Origin of the sequence: Leclercia sp., assembly GCF_036780805.1 — a bacterium.
In the GTDB taxonomy this organism is placed as follows: Bacteria; Pseudomonadota; Gammaproteobacteria; order Enterobacterales; family Enterobacteriaceae; genus Enterobacter.
The window spans coordinates 88,956-103,754 of the sequence record NZ_DAIQCE010000006.1; the positions used below are offsets into that span (position 1 = coordinate 88,956).

The 14,799-nt window shown below is 53.9% G+C and carries 14 protein-coding genes and 2 tRNA genes; 5 read left to right on the plus strand and 11 right to left on the minus strand.

The window, feature by feature from the left end; translation table 11 throughout:
• Positions 1 to 6: 6 nt before the first annotated feature.
• Entirely contained in the window at positions 7 to 459 is a 453-nt protein-coding gene (gene rimP / locus V7Q49_RS15655; RefSeq protein ID WP_142487237.1) for a ribosome maturation factor RimP, read from the minus strand.
• A 207-nt stretch (positions 460 to 666) separates the two neighbouring features.
• Positions 667 to 743: transfer RNA gene (locus tag V7Q49_RS15660), tRNA-Met, on the minus strand.
• Positions 744 to 1,029: 286 nt separating this feature from the next.
• Here V7Q49_RS15660 and argG point away from each other — a divergent pair.
• Positions 1,030 to 2,376: an argininosuccinate synthase gene (gene argG / locus V7Q49_RS15665; protein WP_333853392.1), complete on the plus strand. Its 1,347-nt coding sequence runs from the start codon at positions 1,030 to 1,032 to the stop codon at positions 2,374 to 2,376.
• 183 nt (positions 2,377 to 2,559) lie between these two features.
• Here argG and V7Q49_RS15670 read toward each other — a convergent pair.
• The 6 genes from V7Q49_RS15670 to rlmE all read right to left on the minus strand — a co-directional run bounded on the left by V7Q49_RS15670 (position 2,560) and on the right by rlmE (position 8,150).
• Positions 2,560 to 2,646, minus strand: a tRNA-Leu gene (locus V7Q49_RS15670).
• Positions 2,647 to 2,659: 13 nt separating this feature from the next.
• Positions 2,660 to 2,992, minus strand: coding sequence for a preprotein translocase subunit SecG (secG, locus tag V7Q49_RS15675; protein WP_032614427.1), 333 nt, complete (start codon positions 2,990 to 2,992; stop codon positions 2,660 to 2,662).
• 221 nt (positions 2,993 to 3,213) lie between these two features.
• On the minus strand, positions 3,214 to 4,551 hold the full coding sequence (gene glmM, locus V7Q49_RS15680; protein ID WP_333853395.1) for a phosphoglucosamine mutase: 1,338 nt from the start codon (positions 4,549 to 4,551) through the stop codon (positions 3,214 to 3,216).
• The gene (gene folP / locus V7Q49_RS15685) at positions 4,544 to 5,392 is read right to left on the minus strand and encodes a dihydropteroate synthase (RefSeq protein WP_333853397.1); all 849 of its coding nucleotides are present in this window, start codon (positions 5,390 to 5,392) and stop codon (positions 4,544 to 4,546) included. The genes glmM and folP overlap by 8 nt, the downstream gene beginning before the upstream one ends.
• A 94-nt stretch (positions 5,393 to 5,486) precedes the next feature.
• Complete coding sequence (ftsH, locus tag V7Q49_RS15690; RefSeq protein ID WP_333853399.1) at positions 5,487 to 7,421, minus strand: ATP-dependent zinc metalloprotease FtsH; 1,935 nt, start codon at positions 7,419 to 7,421, stop codon at positions 5,487 to 5,489.
• Positions 7,422 to 7,523: 102 nt separating this feature from the next.
• Positions 7,524 to 8,150 carry a 23S rRNA (uridine(2552)-2'-O)-methyltransferase RlmE gene (gene rlmE, locus V7Q49_RS15695; protein WP_106994817.1) on the minus strand — a complete coding sequence of 209 codons (627 nt, stop codon included), beginning with the start codon at positions 8,148 to 8,150 and terminating at the stop codon, positions 7,524 to 7,526.
• A 122-nt stretch (positions 8,151 to 8,272) separates the two neighbouring features.
• Between rlmE and yhbY the strand changes: the two genes are divergently transcribed.
• On the plus strand, positions 8,273 to 8,566 hold the full coding sequence (gene yhbY, locus V7Q49_RS15700; protein ID WP_095099897.1) for a ribosome assembly RNA-binding protein YhbY: 294 nt from the start codon (positions 8,273 to 8,275) through the stop codon (positions 8,564 to 8,566).
• 152 nt (positions 8,567 to 8,718) lie between these two features.
• On the opposite strand, the gene greA is transcribed toward yhbY, so the two are convergent.
• Entirely contained in the window at positions 8,719 to 9,195 is a 477-nt protein-coding gene (gene greA / locus V7Q49_RS15705) for a transcription elongation factor GreA (protein ID WP_142487242.1), read from the minus strand.
• Positions 9,196 to 9,441: 246 nt separating this feature from the next.
• On the opposite strand from greA, the gene dacB reads away from it, so the two are divergent.
• From dacB to pmrB, 3 genes are read left to right on the plus strand one after another with little or no spacing between them, the layout of a single operon-like run.
• Positions 9,442 to 10,875: a serine-type D-Ala-D-Ala carboxypeptidase gene (dacB, locus tag V7Q49_RS15710; RefSeq protein WP_333853403.1), complete on the plus strand. Its 1,434-nt coding sequence runs from the start codon at positions 9,442 to 9,444 to the stop codon at positions 10,873 to 10,875.
• A gap of 2 nt (positions 10,876 to 10,877) precedes the next feature.
• Positions 10,878 to 11,540 carry a two-component system response regulator PmrA gene (pmrA, locus tag V7Q49_RS15715; RefSeq protein WP_333853405.1) on the plus strand — a complete coding sequence of 221 codons (663 nt, stop codon included), beginning with the start codon at positions 10,878 to 10,880 and terminating at the stop codon, positions 11,538 to 11,540.
• The gene (pmrB, locus tag V7Q49_RS15720) at positions 11,537 to 12,580 is read left to right on the plus strand and encodes a two-component system sensor histidine kinase PmrB (protein WP_333853407.1); all 1,044 of its coding nucleotides are present in this window, start codon (positions 11,537 to 11,539) and stop codon (positions 12,578 to 12,580) included. The genes pmrA and pmrB overlap by 4 nt, the downstream gene beginning before the upstream one ends.
• Before the next feature lie 35 nt (positions 12,581 to 12,615).
• On the opposite strand, the gene cgtA is transcribed toward pmrB, so the two are convergent.
• Positions 12,616 to 13,791 carry an Obg family GTPase CgtA gene (gene cgtA / locus V7Q49_RS15725; protein ID WP_333853409.1) on the minus strand — a complete coding sequence of 392 codons (1,176 nt, stop codon included), beginning with the start codon at positions 13,789 to 13,791 and terminating at the stop codon, positions 12,616 to 12,618.
• Positions 13,792 to 13,806: 15 nt separating this feature from the next.
• Positions 13,807 to 14,772: a DMT family transporter gene (locus V7Q49_RS15730; protein WP_333853411.1), complete on the minus strand. Its 966-nt coding sequence runs from the start codon at positions 14,770 to 14,772 to the stop codon at positions 13,807 to 13,809.
• Positions 14,773 to 14,799 lie beyond the last annotated feature (27 nt).

The window sequence follows — 14,799 nt, forward strand, 5'->3', positions numbered from 1 at the left end:
AGACTGTTAAAAGTGGGGAACCAGGTTCGCCTTCTGGATATTACTCAGCGCGAACACTTCATCTTTGCCTTCGACTGTTACTGTGATCATCTCACCATCAACGGCCTTAATAACGCCCTGCCATTTACGGCGGTTTTGTACAGCCATACGCAGAACGAGAGCCGCTTCTTCACCAATGTAGTGCGTGTAGTGTTCAGCAGTGAACAGTGGGCGATGCAGACCAGGCGAGGAAACTTCCAGGTTATAGGCGACGGTAATAGGATCTTCAACATCAAGAACCGCACTCACCTGGTGGCTAACATCAGCACAATCATCAACATTGATGCCATCTTCACTATCAATATAGATGCGCAGCGTGGATGTACGGCTGCGAATGAATTCGATGCCGACCAGTTCGTAGCCCAGTGCTTCGACTGGTGCTTTAATCATCTCTGTTAATTTTTGGTCTAATGTGGACAAGCCCACCCCCAAGACGTAAAAAAAGGGCATAAAGCCCAGTTATTCTGTAGTCAGATAACAAAAAACCCCGATAAATCGGGGCTTTAGATAACTGAACCCTATAGCCACAACAGTGGCCTGGAGCACTTTCAAAAAGAATTTTTTCAAATCCAGCTACGAAGGCGCTAAGTCTTCACAGTATATTTGAAAAAGGACTTTATAGGAAAGTGGTTGCGGGGGCCGGATTTGAACCGACGACCTTCGGGTTATGAGCCCGACGAGCTACCAGGCTGCTCCACCCCGCGCCTGAAACGTGGCAAATTCTACTCGCTGTGGGTAAAAAATGCAAATAATGCTGGGATTTGGTACCGAGGACGGGACGTAAAATCGGCGTACAGTATATTGATAGTGGACGCCGCCTGTCAAGCCTGTGAACCGCAGCGATTCAGGCGGGAAATTTTTACAAAAAATACACGAATCACTTTCGGTACTAGCCAAAAGATGATTAAATGAAAACTCACTTATTCTGCATAAAAATGCATTTAGGGTGAAAGCGATCACTCATCAGTCAATCAAGCAGGGTTTTATTTTATGACGACGATTCTCAAGCATCTTCCGCAAGGACAACGTATTGGCATCGCTTTTTCAGGCGGCCTGGATACCAGCGCTGCACTGCTGTGGATGCGCCAGAAGGGAGCGGTTCCTTATGCATATACTGCGAACCTGGGTCAGCCGGATGAGGACGATTATGATGCGATCCCTCGTCGTGCCATGGAGTACGGTGCAGAGAACGCACGTCTGATTGACTGCCGTAAGCAGCTGGTTGCCGAAGGTATCGCTGCCATTCAGTGTGGCGCATTTCATAACACCACCGGTGGCCTGACCTATTTCAACACCACCCCGCTGGGCCGTGCTGTTACCGGCACCATGCTGGTTGCCGCCATGAAAGACGATGGCGTCAACATCTGGGGTGATGGCAGCACCTATAAAGGCAACGACATCGAGCGTTTCTACCGTTACGGCCTGCTGACCAACGCCGAACTGCAGATCTACAAGCCGTGGCTGGATACTGACTTCATCGACGAACTCGGTGGCCGTCACGAAATGTCCGAATTTATGATCGCCTGTGGCTTTGACTACAAAATGTCGGTCGAGAAAGCCTACTCCACCGACTCCAACATGCTGGGTGCGACGCACGAAGCCAAAGACCTGGAATTCCTGAACTCCAGCGTGAAGATCGTCAACCCGATCATGGGCGTGAAGTTCTGGGATGAAAACGTCAAAATTCAGGCAGAAGAAGTGACCGTGCGTTTTGAACGCGGCCACCCGGTTGCACTGAACGGTCAGACTTTTACTGATGATGTGGAACTGATGCTGGAAGCCAACCGCATCGGCGGCCGTCACGGTCTGGGCATGAGCGATCAGATCGAAAACCGTATCATCGAAGCGAAAAGCCGTGGCATCTACGAAGCCCCGGGGATGGCGCTGCTGCACATCGCTTACGAGCGTCTGCTGACCGGTATTCACAACGAAGACACCATCGAGCAGTATCACTCTCATGGCCGTCAGTTAGGTAAACTGCTGTATCAGGGCCGCTGGTTCGATCCGCAGGCGCTGATGCTGCGTGATGCTCTGCAGCGTTGGGTGGCAAGCGCGATTACAGGTGAAGTGACCCTGGAACTGCGTCGCGGTAACGACTATTCGATTCTGAATACTGTGTCTGACAACCTGACCTACCAGGCAGAGCGTCTGACCATGGAAAAAGGCGAGTCCGTCTTCTCTCCTGACGATCGTATTGGTCAGCTGACCATGCGCAATCTGGATATCACCGATACTCGTGCCAAGTTGTTCACCTATACTGAGAACGGTCTGCTCTCCGTATCAACAGGTAATGGCCTGCCGCAGGTCGAGAATCTGGAAAGCAGCGATAAGCAGTAATCGCGAATAAGAAATGCAAAAGGCGCCTGAGGGCGCCTTTTTTAATGGCTGTAGCATGTGGGGCAGACAAACGCAGCGCCCCCGCTGTCTTTTCGCCCGGCGGCACGACGCTTGTGGGCCTACGAAAAAGAAAAAGTGCAGACGAAAAAAAAGACGTCTTGCGACGTCTTTTCTTCGGAATATTGGTACTGAGGATGGGACTCGAACCCACAAGCCCGTTAGGGCACTACCACCTCAAGGTAGCGTGTCTACCAATTCCACCACCTCAGCACTGATACAACTCTTACTGCGGGATATCGCTGGTCGGCTTAGCCGGTGCAGCTGGCTGAGTCTGCTCGGATTTCGCCGGTGCGCTCAGATTTTCCCACTCGCTTCCTTTACTGGTCTTGTTGCTGTTGATATTGCCAAGCGCCAGACTGATGATGAAAAACAGCGTTGCCAGAATCGCCGTTGCGCGGGTCATGAAGTTACCAGAACCACTTGAACCGAACAGCGTACCAGAAGCGCCTGCTCCAAAAGAGGCCCCCATATCAGCGCCTTTACCTTGCTGCAGCATGATCAGCGCTACCAGAGCGATGGCTACAATAAGGAAAACTACTAAAAGAGCTTCGTACATAATCAACCTGTTCCTTGCGGATTTGCCGCATACCAATGCTTCGACCAATAAGCAGGAGTTTTTCTTTCCCACTGAAGCGGGTGTGAATACTAACCAAAGCGAATGACCTTCGCAAGGGCAATTTCAGCTCATTGTATCAAGTGCGGAAAAAAACAGCAAAACCGCAGCCATTGAGCAAAATAAAGGCGGCAAGCGCCGCCTTTTTAGACACTTAACGGCAGTTACGCCGCTTTAACGGCATCCGCAATGCGATGCGCAAACTCAGTCACTTGCGCTTCGTTTTCCCCTTCTACCATCACGCGGATCAGCGGCTCGGTGCCAGACTTACGCAGCAGGACGCGGCCACGGGAGCCCAGCGCCGCTTCTACCTCAGCCATCACCGCTTTTACGTTCTCATTTTCCAGCGGATCGCCTTTGCCGGCCGTGAAGCGGACGTTAACCAGGATCTGGGGGAACATCTTCATGCCGCTGCACAGATCGTGCAGGGACATATGGTTACGCACCATCGCTGCCACCACCTGCAGACTTGCCACAATGCCGTCACCGGTAGTGGTTTTGTCGAGCAGGATCACGTGGCCGGAGTTTTCCGCGCCGATGCGCCAGCCTTTCTCCTGCAGTTTTTCCAGCACGTAGCGATCGCCCACTTTCGCGCGCACAAACGGGATACCCAGCTGTTTGAGCGCCAGCTCCAGGCCCATGTTGCTCATCAGCGTACCGACAGCACCGCCGCGCAGCTGACCCTGGCGCAGACCTTCCCGGGCAATGATATAGAGGATCTGATCCCCATCGACCTTATTGCCTTCGTGGTCAACCATGATTACGCGGTCGCCGTCGCCGTCATAGGCGATGCCCAGATCGGCCTTCTCTGCCAGCACGCGCGCCTGCAGAGCACGAACATCGGTAGCGCCCACTTCGGCGTTAATGTTCAGCCCGTTAGGCTCACAGCCAATAGCCACTACCTGCGCACCCAGTTCGCGGAACACGTTTGGGGCGATGTGGTAAGTTGCACCGTTCGCGCAGTCGACCACAATTTTCAGATGGCTCAGGCTCAGCTCGTTCGGGAAGGTGCCTTTACAGAATTCAATGTAGCGACCTGCAGCATCGACGATACGGCTGGCTTTACCCAGCTCAGCGGAGTCAACGCAGGTCAGCTCTTTTTCCATTTCCGCTTCGATGGCTTCTTCCACTTCATCCGGCAGTTTGGTGCCATCGATAGAGAAGAATTTGATGCCGTTATCGTAGAACGGGTTATGCGAGGCAGAGATAACAATCCCCGCTTCTGCACGGAACGTACGAGTGAGGTAGGCTACAGCTGGCGTCGGCATTGGACCGGTAAAGGAGGCAGAGAGGCCCGCAGCGGAAAGACCCGCTTCCAGCGCCGATTCGAGCATATAGCCAGAGATACGCGTATCTTTGCCAATGATGATTTTACGCGAACCGTGGCTGGCCAGCACTTTGCCTGCCGCCCAGCCTAACTTCAGCACAAACTCAGGTGTGATTGGCGCATCGCCCACGCGCCCACGAATGCCGTCGGTACCAAAAAATTTACGATTACTCATAGCGGTTGTTTTCCTTAGCTGCCAGTGTGGCTTCCACCACTCGCATGGCTTCTGCTGTCTCTTTTACGTCATGGACGCGAATAATATGCGCTCCCTGCATTGCTGCAATCACCGCGCAGGCCAGACTTCCGTTCAGGCGGTCTGAGGGCCCAACGTTAAGCAGCTGACCTACCATTGATTTTCGTGACATTCCGACCAACAGCGGCAGGCCAAAATGGTGAAACTCTGATAAGCGCGCAAGAAGCTCGAAGTTATGAGAGAGATTTTTACCGAAACCGAATCCCGGGTCGAGCAGCAATTTCTCTTTTGCGATACCGGCACGTTCACAACGCGCAATATGCTCAACAAAATAGTGGTTCACATCAGCAAACACGTCATCATATTTCGGCGCATCCTGCATGGTTTTCGGCTGACCCTGCATGTGCATCAGGCAGACCGGCAACCCGGTCTCAGCCGCCGCCTCAAGTGCCCCCGGCTCGGTGAGGGAGCGGATGTCATTAATAATGTGAGCGCCCACTCTCGCTGATTCGCGAATTACCTCTGGTTTAGAAGTATCCACCGAAATCCAGACCTCGAAACGCTGCGCAAGGGCTTCGACCACCGGGATCACCCGGGACAACTCTTCGTCAACACTGACATCCGCCGCGCCCGGTCGCGTCGACTCCCCACCGACATCAATGATAGTCGCCCCGGCGTTAATCATCAGATTCGCATGCCTGACCGCCTCAATCAGCGTGTTATGCGTGCCGCCGTCGGAGAAGGAGTCTGGCGTGACGTTCAGGATCCCCATCACATGTGGATGAGTCAGATCGAGATAAGAATCCTGGGCGAAGAGTTTCATAGCAAATCCCTGGTTTTTTGGTTAAGCAGACAAGAAAAACCCCGGGGCAAGCCCCAGGGTTTCAGGTAAAGAAAACATCATCGACAGCGGTGACTTATTTGTCGCCCAACTGTTCTGACATGGTGTTGCCCGGGTTTGGCGTACGCGGTTCATCGACCGGACGCGGCGCACGTGGCGTGCCATTGTTGTCAGAGTTGTTGGAGGTACCTGGATCTTCCCAACCCGCTGGCGGACGCACTTCGCGGCGTGCCATCAGGTCGTCGATCTGCGGTGCATCGATGGTTTCATATTTCATGAGTGCATCTTTCATCGAATGCAGGATGTCCATATTGTCGTTCAGGATCTGGCGAGCACGTGCATAGTTACGCTCAACCAAAGATTTTACTTCCTGATCGATGATACGTGCCGTCTCATCGGACATATGTTTCGCTTTCGCCACAGAACGGCCCAGGAACACTTCACCCTCTTCTTCTGCATACAGCAGCGGACCGAGTTTGTCGGAGAAGCCCCACTGGGTCACCATGTTACGTGCCAGGTTGGTCGCGACTTTAATGTCGTTGGACGCACCGGTCGAAACATGTTCCACACCGTAGATTATCTCTTCTGCCAGACGACCACCGTAGAGGGTTGAAATCTGACTTTCCAGTTTCTGGCGGCTGGCACTGATGGCATCGCCTTCCGGCAGGAAGAACGTCACACCCAGCGCACGACCGCGCGGAATAATCGTCACTTTATGCACCGGATCGTGTTCCGGTACCAGACGACCAATAATCGCATGGCCTGCTTCGTGGTAAGCCGTGGACTCTTTCTGCGCTTCCGTCATCACCATGGAGCGACGTTCCGCACCCATCATGATTTTGTCTTTCGCTTTCTCGAACTCCACCATCGAAACCACACGCTTGTTGCCGCGAGCAGCAAACAGTGCAGCTTCGTTCACCAGGTTAGCCAGATCCGCGCCCGAGAAGCCCGGGGTACCGCGCGCAATAATTGCCGCATCGATGTCCGGAGACAGCGGTACGCGACGCATATGCACTTTCAGGATCTGCTCACGACCACGAACATCTGGCAGACCGACCACAACCTGACGGTCGAAACGGCCTGGACGCAGCAGTGCAGGGTCAAGAACGTCCGGACGGTTAGTTGCCGCGATAACGATAATACCTTCGTTACCTTCGAAGCCGTCCATCTCAACCAGCATCTGGTTCAGGGTCTGCTCACGTTCATCGTGACCACCGCCCAGGCCTGCGCCACGCTGGCGGCCCACGGCGTCGATTTCATCGATGAAGATGATGCACGGTGCCGCTTTCTTGGCTTGTTCGAACATGTCACGCACACGGGATGCACCGACACCAACGAACATTTCCACGAAGTCAGAACCGGAAATGGTAAAGAACGGTACCTTCGCTTCACCGGCGATGGCTTTCGCCAGCAGGGTTTTACCGGTACCCGGAGGGCCGACCATCAGGACGCCTTTCGGGATCTTACCGCCCAGTTTCTGGAAGCGGCTCGGCTCACGCAGGTATTCAACCAGCTCACCCACCTCTTCTTTTGCTTCGTCGCAACCTGCCACGTCAGCAAAAGTGGTTTTGATCTGGTCTTCCGTCAACATACGCGCCTTACTCTTGCCGAACGACATGGCACCTTTGCCACCGCCGCCCTGCATTTGACGCATAAAGAAGATCCAGACGCCGATAAGCAGCAGCATCGGGAACCAGGAAATGAAGATAGAAGCCAGCAGGCTTGGCTCTTCCGGCGGCTCACCTACCACCTTGACGTTTTTAGTCAGAAGGTTATCAAGCAGCTTAGGATCGTTCACCGGAATGTAAGTCGTGTAACGGTTACTATCTTTCTTGGTAACGTTGATCTCACGTCCGTTGATACGCGCTTCGCGAACCTGATCCTGGTTGACCTCTTGCAGGAAGGTAGAGTAGTCCACCTTACGGCCATTAGACTCGCTGGGCCCAAAGCTCTGGAATACTGACATCAGCACAACGGCAATGACCAGCCAGAGTATTAGGTTTTTCGCCATGTCACTCAAGGGATTAACCTCTTATTACAACTGTGTTAAAAACAGCGTCAGGATACTCTGTATCCGATTTATTTCAAACTTTCGCCTGAAATCCACCGGCTATCATTTTCGCCCGGTCGCTACAATATACACTTCACGTGAACGCGCACGTGAAGAGTCCGGCTTACGAACTTTGACCTTCGCAAACAGGGAGCGAATTTCCTTCAGATACTCCTCGAAACCTTCGCCCTGGAACACCTTCACTAAAAAACTACCACCCGGCGCTAATACATCACGGGACATTTCTAACGCCAGTTCTACCAGATACATGGAGCGAGGGATATCCACCGCCGGTGTTCCGCACATATTTGGCGCCATATCGGACATGACAACCTGAACTTTACTGTCACCTACACGTTCAAGTAACGCTTTCAGTACTAATTCATCACGAAAATCGCCCTGAAGGAAGTCCACACCAACGATGGGATCCATAGGCAAAAGATCGCAGGCGATGATTCGGCCGGTTCCGCCGATTTGTGTCACCGCATATTGCGACCATCCACCGGGCGCTGCACCGAGGTCGACTACCGTCATCCCCGGCTTAAAGAGTTTGTCACTTTGCTGTATTTCATCAAGTTTAAACCAGGCACGGGAACGTAACCCCTTTTTCTGTGCCTGTAGAACATATTTATCGCTAAAGTGTTCCTGGAGCCAGCGGCTCGAGCTTGCAGAACGCTTTTTACCTGTCATTTAACTTTCCGTCCTGGTTCATCGTAGCCTGTGGTGTAAATTTCCACTCAGCAATTTGGCGATATTAGGGAGATGGCGGTAGAATGAACCGTTTTCAATCCCAACGTAAGCAAAAATATACGATGAATCTGAGTACTAAACAAAAACAGCACCTTAAAGGTCTGGCACATCCGCTCAAGCCTGTAGTTATGCTTGGCAACAATGGTTTGACCGAAGGGGTACTGGCCGAGATTGAACAAGCGCTGGAGCACCACGAATTAATCAAAGTGAAAATCGCCTCTGAAGACAGAGAGACCAAGACTTTGATCGTGGAAGCAATCGTGCGCGAAACCGGCGCCTGTAACGTACAGGTCATCGGTAAAACGCTGGTGCTCTACCGCCCATCTAAAGAGCGTAAAATCTCGCTGCCACGCTAAGATTATCCTGAATTGAACACATTTTCTGTGTAAAACGAGGGTTTTTTCTTAAGCAGGTGAGCAAAATGCCATGCTCCTTGAGTTGATAAAAGGCCGCTATGCGGCCTTTTTCCTATCTTTACAATGTATCAACATCTGGCGGGAGATGCGAATTACAGGTAATCAACCTTAATAATTTCGAACTCCACTTCCCCACCCGGGGTACGAATGGTGACCACATCGTCCTGCTCTTTGCCAATCAGGCCGCGAGCAATCGGTGAATTTACCGAGATCAGATTCTGCTTAAAATCGGCCTCGTCATCACCCACGATGCGGTAAGAAACCTCTTCATCGTTATCCAGATTGATCACCGTAACGGTGCAGCCAAAAATGACGCGCCCGTTGTTTGGCATTTTTGTAATATCAATCACCTGAGCATTCGACAGCTTGGCTTCGATATCTTTGATACGCCCTTCGCAGAAACCCTGCTGCTCACGCGCAGCGTGGTACTCGGCGTTCTCTTTCAGATCGCCATGCTCACGCGCATCCGCGATAGCGGCAATGATTTCAGGGCGGCGAACAGATTTAAGAAAATCCAGTTCTTCGCGCAGTTTTTCAGCCCCACGTAAGGTCATCGGAATAGCTTGCATTTGTTATACCTCTTTGACATTCCTGTTGGGTACGGGTAACCGACCCGACGACTGGCCCCGCAGGCATCACAGCCTGGCACAGGTCAGAAGCAAAAGAAAACTGACCCGGAAGCAAAGTTCCAGGACAGCAGCAATTTTTCAATTTGATACGCATTTTAACGCGAAGTTCAGTATGGGTCATCGTTTACTTTACAGGGCGTTGGGCCGTAGTATGGCGGTTTGTTTCCGGGTTGTTAGCGCGAGATTATGCGATTTTCCAGATTTATCATCGGATTGACCACCACGATTGCGTTCACTGTCCAGGCAGCGAACGTTGACGAGTATATTAATCAGCTGCCCGATGGTGCCAACCTTGCCCTGATCGTGCAGAAGGTTGGTGCCCAGGCGCCTGAAATTGATTATCACAGCCAACAGATGGCCCTGCCCGCCAGTACGCAAAAGGTGATCACGGCGCTCGCCGCCCTGCTGCAGCTGGGGCCCGATTTTCGTTTCACCACCACACTTGAGAGTAAAGGCAACGTAGAGAGCGGCGTGCTGAAAGGCGATCTTATCGCTCGTTTTGGCGGCGATCCGACATTTAAGCGTCAGGATATCCGCAATATGGTCGCTGTGCTAAAGAAGTCAGGCGTGCAGCGCATTGAAGGCAATGTGCTTATCGACACGTCCATCTTCGCCAGCCACGATAAAGCCCCAGGCTGGCCGTGGAACGACATGACCCAGTGCTTTAGCGCGCCGCCTGCGGCCGCGATTGTCGATCGCAACTGCTTCTCCATCTCGTTGTACAGCGCGCCAAAGCCCAATGATTTAGCCTTTATCCGGGTGGCGTCCTACTATCCGGTCACCATGTTTAGCCAGGTGCGTACTCTGGCAAAAGGATCGCCGGAAGCGCAGTACTGCGAGCTGGATGTGGTACCGGGCGATCTCAACCGCTTTACGCTGACCGGTTGCCTGACGCAACGCGCCGATCCGCTGCCGCTGGCCTTCGCCATTCAGGATGGCGCAGGTTATGCCGGTGCGATCCTGAAAGACGAACTGAAGCAGGCCAATATCACCTACAGCGGCACGCTTTTACGCCAGACGCAGAGCAACGAGCCGGGCAACGTGATTGCCAGTAAGCAGTCTGCGCCGCTGCACGATCTGCTGAAGATCATGCTGAAAAAATCAGACAACATGATCGCTGACACCGTGTTTCGCATGATTGGCCACGCCCGCTTCGGCGTACCCGGCACCTGGCGTGCCGGGTCGGATGCGGTTCGGCAGATTTTGCGTCAGCAGGCGGGTATCGAACTCGGGAATACCATCGCAGTGGATGGATCCGGTCTTTCGCGCCACAACCTGATCTCGCCTGCTACCATGATGCAGGTCCTTCAGTACATTGCTCAGCATGACACTGAACTAAACTTTATCTCGATGCTGCCGCTCGCCGGTTATGACGGCTCCCTGCAGTACCGGGCCGGCCTGCATGCCGCGGGCGTGGATGGCAAAGTCTCCGCTAAAACAGGCTCACTGCAGGGGGTGTATAACCTTGCCGGGTTTATCACCACTGCCAGCGGGCAGCGGATGGCATTTGTGCAGTATCTTTCAGGCTACGCGGTTGAACCTGCAGACCAACGCAATCGCCGTATCCCGCTGGTGCGCTTTGAGAGCCGGCTTTACAAGGACATCTATCAGAATAACTAGCGATGAAATTACTCATTGTCGAAGACGATCTGCTGCTGCAGGAAGGACTGGCCCTGGCACTCTCTGCCGAGGGCTATACACTCGATTGTGCAGGCACTGCCGCCGAGGCTGATGGCCTTATCCAGAGCGGCGAATATAGCCTGGTAATCCTCGATCTTGGTCTGCCGGATAAAGACGGAGCCACCTTGCTCAGCCAGTGGCGTCGTCGCGGAGTAGATAATCCAGTACTGATCCTGACGGCGCGCGATGCGCTGGAAGACAGGATCAACGGCCTGGACTCCGGCGCCGATGACTATCTGGTGAAACCCTTCGCCCTGGCGGAACTGCAGGCACGGGTCAGAGCCTTGATCCGCCGCTACCAGGGGCACAGTGATAACCTGCTCAGCGACGGGGATCTGACGCTGAATCTGCAAACACAGCAGGTGTTACAGCAGTCCCAGCCGGTAGAGGTCACGCCGAAAGAGTTCGCCCTGCTGACGCGGCTGATCATGCGCACCGGGCAGACCGTTCACCGCGAGACCTTACAGCAGGATATCTACTCCTGGCAGGACGATCCCGGCTCGAACACCCTGGAGGTCCATATCCATAACCTGCGGCGTAAGCTGGGCAAAGATCGGATCAAAACCGTGCGCGGCGTAGGCTATCGTCTGGAGAGTCAAAAATGAACAGCATGCGCCGTCGTCTGATGGTGCTGTTGGCAGTCATTTTACTGTTTTTTCAACTGGTCAGCGTTATCTGGCTCTGGCATGAAAGTCGGGAGCAGATCAGTTTTCTGGTCAGCGAGACCCTTTCCGCCAAAGCGCGCAACCAGCATGTAGAGAAAGAGATCCGCGAGGCGATCGCCTCGTTACTGGTGCCTTCGCTGGTGATGGTCGGTTTTACGCTGCTGTTCTCCTTCTGGGCGGTCACCTGGATCACCCGTCCGCTCAACCAGCTCCGCTCCAGTCTGGCAAACCGTTCTGCGGATAACCTCTCCCCGCTGCCGATGTATTCCGACATGGAAGAAATTGGCGCCGTCACCACCTCGCTGAATCAGCTTCTTGCCCGGCTGGATCAAACCATTCAGCAGGAGCGCCTGTTCACCGCTGACGCCGCTCACGAGCTGCGTACGCCGCTGGCTGGCATTCGCCTGCACCTGGAGCTGATGGCGCAGTCAGGTTCGCCTCAGGCGACGACGCTGATTGCCCGTATCGACCAGCTGATGCATACCGTGGAACAGCTTTTGATGTTGGCCCGTGCGGGTCAGGCTCTGGCCAGCGGCCATTACGATACCGTTAACTGGAGCGAATCCATTTTTGCGCCGCTGGCGCTGGAGAATGAGCCCAGGGATCACACCCTGATCTGGCCGCAGACGGGCCCTCAGAGCGTCCAGGGTGATGCGACCCTGCTACGTCTTATGCTGCGTAATTTGCTGGAGAACGCGGTGCGTTATAGCCCGGCGGGAACCACCATTGAAGTCCGGATGCAGGAAGTCGACGATGGCACGCTGGTGAGCGTCTGCGATCAGGGACCTGGCATTGATGAGGCCCATCGCCAGTCCATTACCGAGCCGTTTCGCCGTATCGATCAGCGCTATGGCGGCAGCGGGCTGGGGTTAAGCATTGTGCAGCGTATCGTGCAGCTACACCGCGGCACACTGACGCTCGAAAACCGTCCCGAAGGCGGGCTGACGGTCGGCTGCTGGATACCGACAAAACTGAATTAAAAAAAGCCCCCTTATTAAGGGGGCCTTCGACGGTCTTAACGCTTGTAGATGAATTCGACGCCTTCTTCGTCGTCTTCGTCCCAGTCATCATCCCAGTCTTCGTCGTCTTCTTCTTCCGTCTGCTCTTCAAGCTGCTGACGGTGGTAGTCATCCCACATGAATTCGACTTTTTCAGGCTGTTTCGCTTCTTCTGCCTGAGTAACCGGGTTCTCGATGATAAAGGTCATCACGTCCCAGCACAGATCTTTCACGCCCATCTGGCTTGCAGCGGAGATGAGATAGTATTTATCTTCCCAGCCCATCGCTTCAGCAATGGCTTTCGCCTTCGCTTCGGCTTCTTCTTTGTCCATCAGGTCGATCTTGTTGAAGACCAGCCAGCGCGGCTTCGCAGCCAGCTTGTCGCTGTATTTTTCCAGCTCGCCAATAATGATACGGGCGTTTTCCACCGGATCGGAACCGTCGATCGGATCGATATCGATGAGGTGCAGCAGAACACGGCAGCGCTCAAGGTGTTTCAGGAAGCGGATCCCTAAACCAGCCCCTTCCGCGGCGCCTTCGATCAGACCCGGGATATCCGCCACGACGAAGCTTTTCTCGGTATCCATACGCACCACACCGAGGCTTGGCACCAGGGTGGTAAACGGATAATCAGCCACTTTCGGTTTGGCCGCAGAGACCGCGCGGATGAAGGTAGATTTACCGGCGTTCGGCATCCCCAGCATCCCAACGTCAGCCAGCAGCATCAGCTCAAGCTGCAGATCGCGTTTGTCGCCCGGTGTACCCATCGTTTTTTGACGCGGGGAACGGTTCACAGAGGATTTGAAACGGGTGTTGCCCAGACCGTGCCAGCCGCCTTTTGCCACCATCAGGCGCTGACCGTGTTTGGTCATATCGCCCATGGTTTCGCCCGTACCCTGATCGATAACGCGCGTCCCGACCGGCACTTTCACGCTGACATCTTTACCGCGTTTGCCGGTACAGTCGCGGCTCTGGCCGTTCTGGCCACGCTCTGCGCGGAAAGCTTTCTCGAAACGATAGTCGATCAGCGTGTTAAGGTTCTCGTCGGCTTCAAGCCATACGTCACCGCCGTCACCGCCGTCGCCGCCGTCAGGGCCGCCACGCGGAATATATTTTTCACGGCGGAAGCTTACGCAACCATTACCGCCATCACCTGCCACGACCAGGATCGTTGCTTCATCAACAAACTTCATTTTACTCTCCGTAAATCATTCGCCTGAGCGGGGGATCACTACAACCGCTTCATTTTTGCGCCAGCGTCCCCAAAGACGATGACCAATGGCGGAATACATCGCGCCCGCAACCACGACAAACGCACCGAGATAAGCCAACAGGTTTAACATCGGTTTGACGAAGAAATCGGGCCAGGCCATTGATAATAAATCTGAAAATAACAGCGTAAACAGCGGGGTCAGCGTAATCAGTGCGCTTACCTGAGCTGCCTGCCAGCGCGCCATCGCTTCTGCCAGCGCGCCATAACCGACTAGCGTATTCAGACCACAAAAGATCAGACACGCCAGCTGCCAGTCGCTTAACTGGGTAATCACTCCCGGCTTCGCCAACGGCAGCAGTGCAATAGTACATAAAGTGTACAGCAAAAACAGGATCTGCTGTGAGGCCAGACGGCGCAATAACACCTTTTGCGCGACGCCATAACTCACCCACACCGCCGCTGCACTCACGCCGAAAATCACACCCCAGGTGTAATCCGTCAGGCGAGTAAATATCTCTATCAGGCTGGTATTGAAGAACAACACCAGACCGCAAAGCAGCATCAGTGCCCCGATAATCTGCGTGCCACGCATCTTCTCTTTGAGGATAAAGACGCTGGCCACCATCATGCCGACCGGTGAGAGCTGGCCGATAACCTGCGAGGCCGTAGGACTGAGGTACTGCAGAGAAGAACTAAACAGAATGAAGTTGCCGAACAGGCCACCTGTCGCAATCGCCAGCATCACCAGCCAGCGCGGTTTACGAAAGATACGCAGAGGGGGAAGCTTACCTTTTATCGCAAGGATCGTCCCCAGCCCTATACCGGCCATCAGGAAGCGGTAGAACACCACCGTCGGCGGCTCCATCACTTCCAGTACCTGCTTCATTGCAATTGGCAGAGCACCCCAGCACATAGCGGTGGTGAGCGCCAAAAGAATACCAATGCCGGCCTGCTGCTTCATGCCCGTTTTCCCTACAGAAAAAATTAC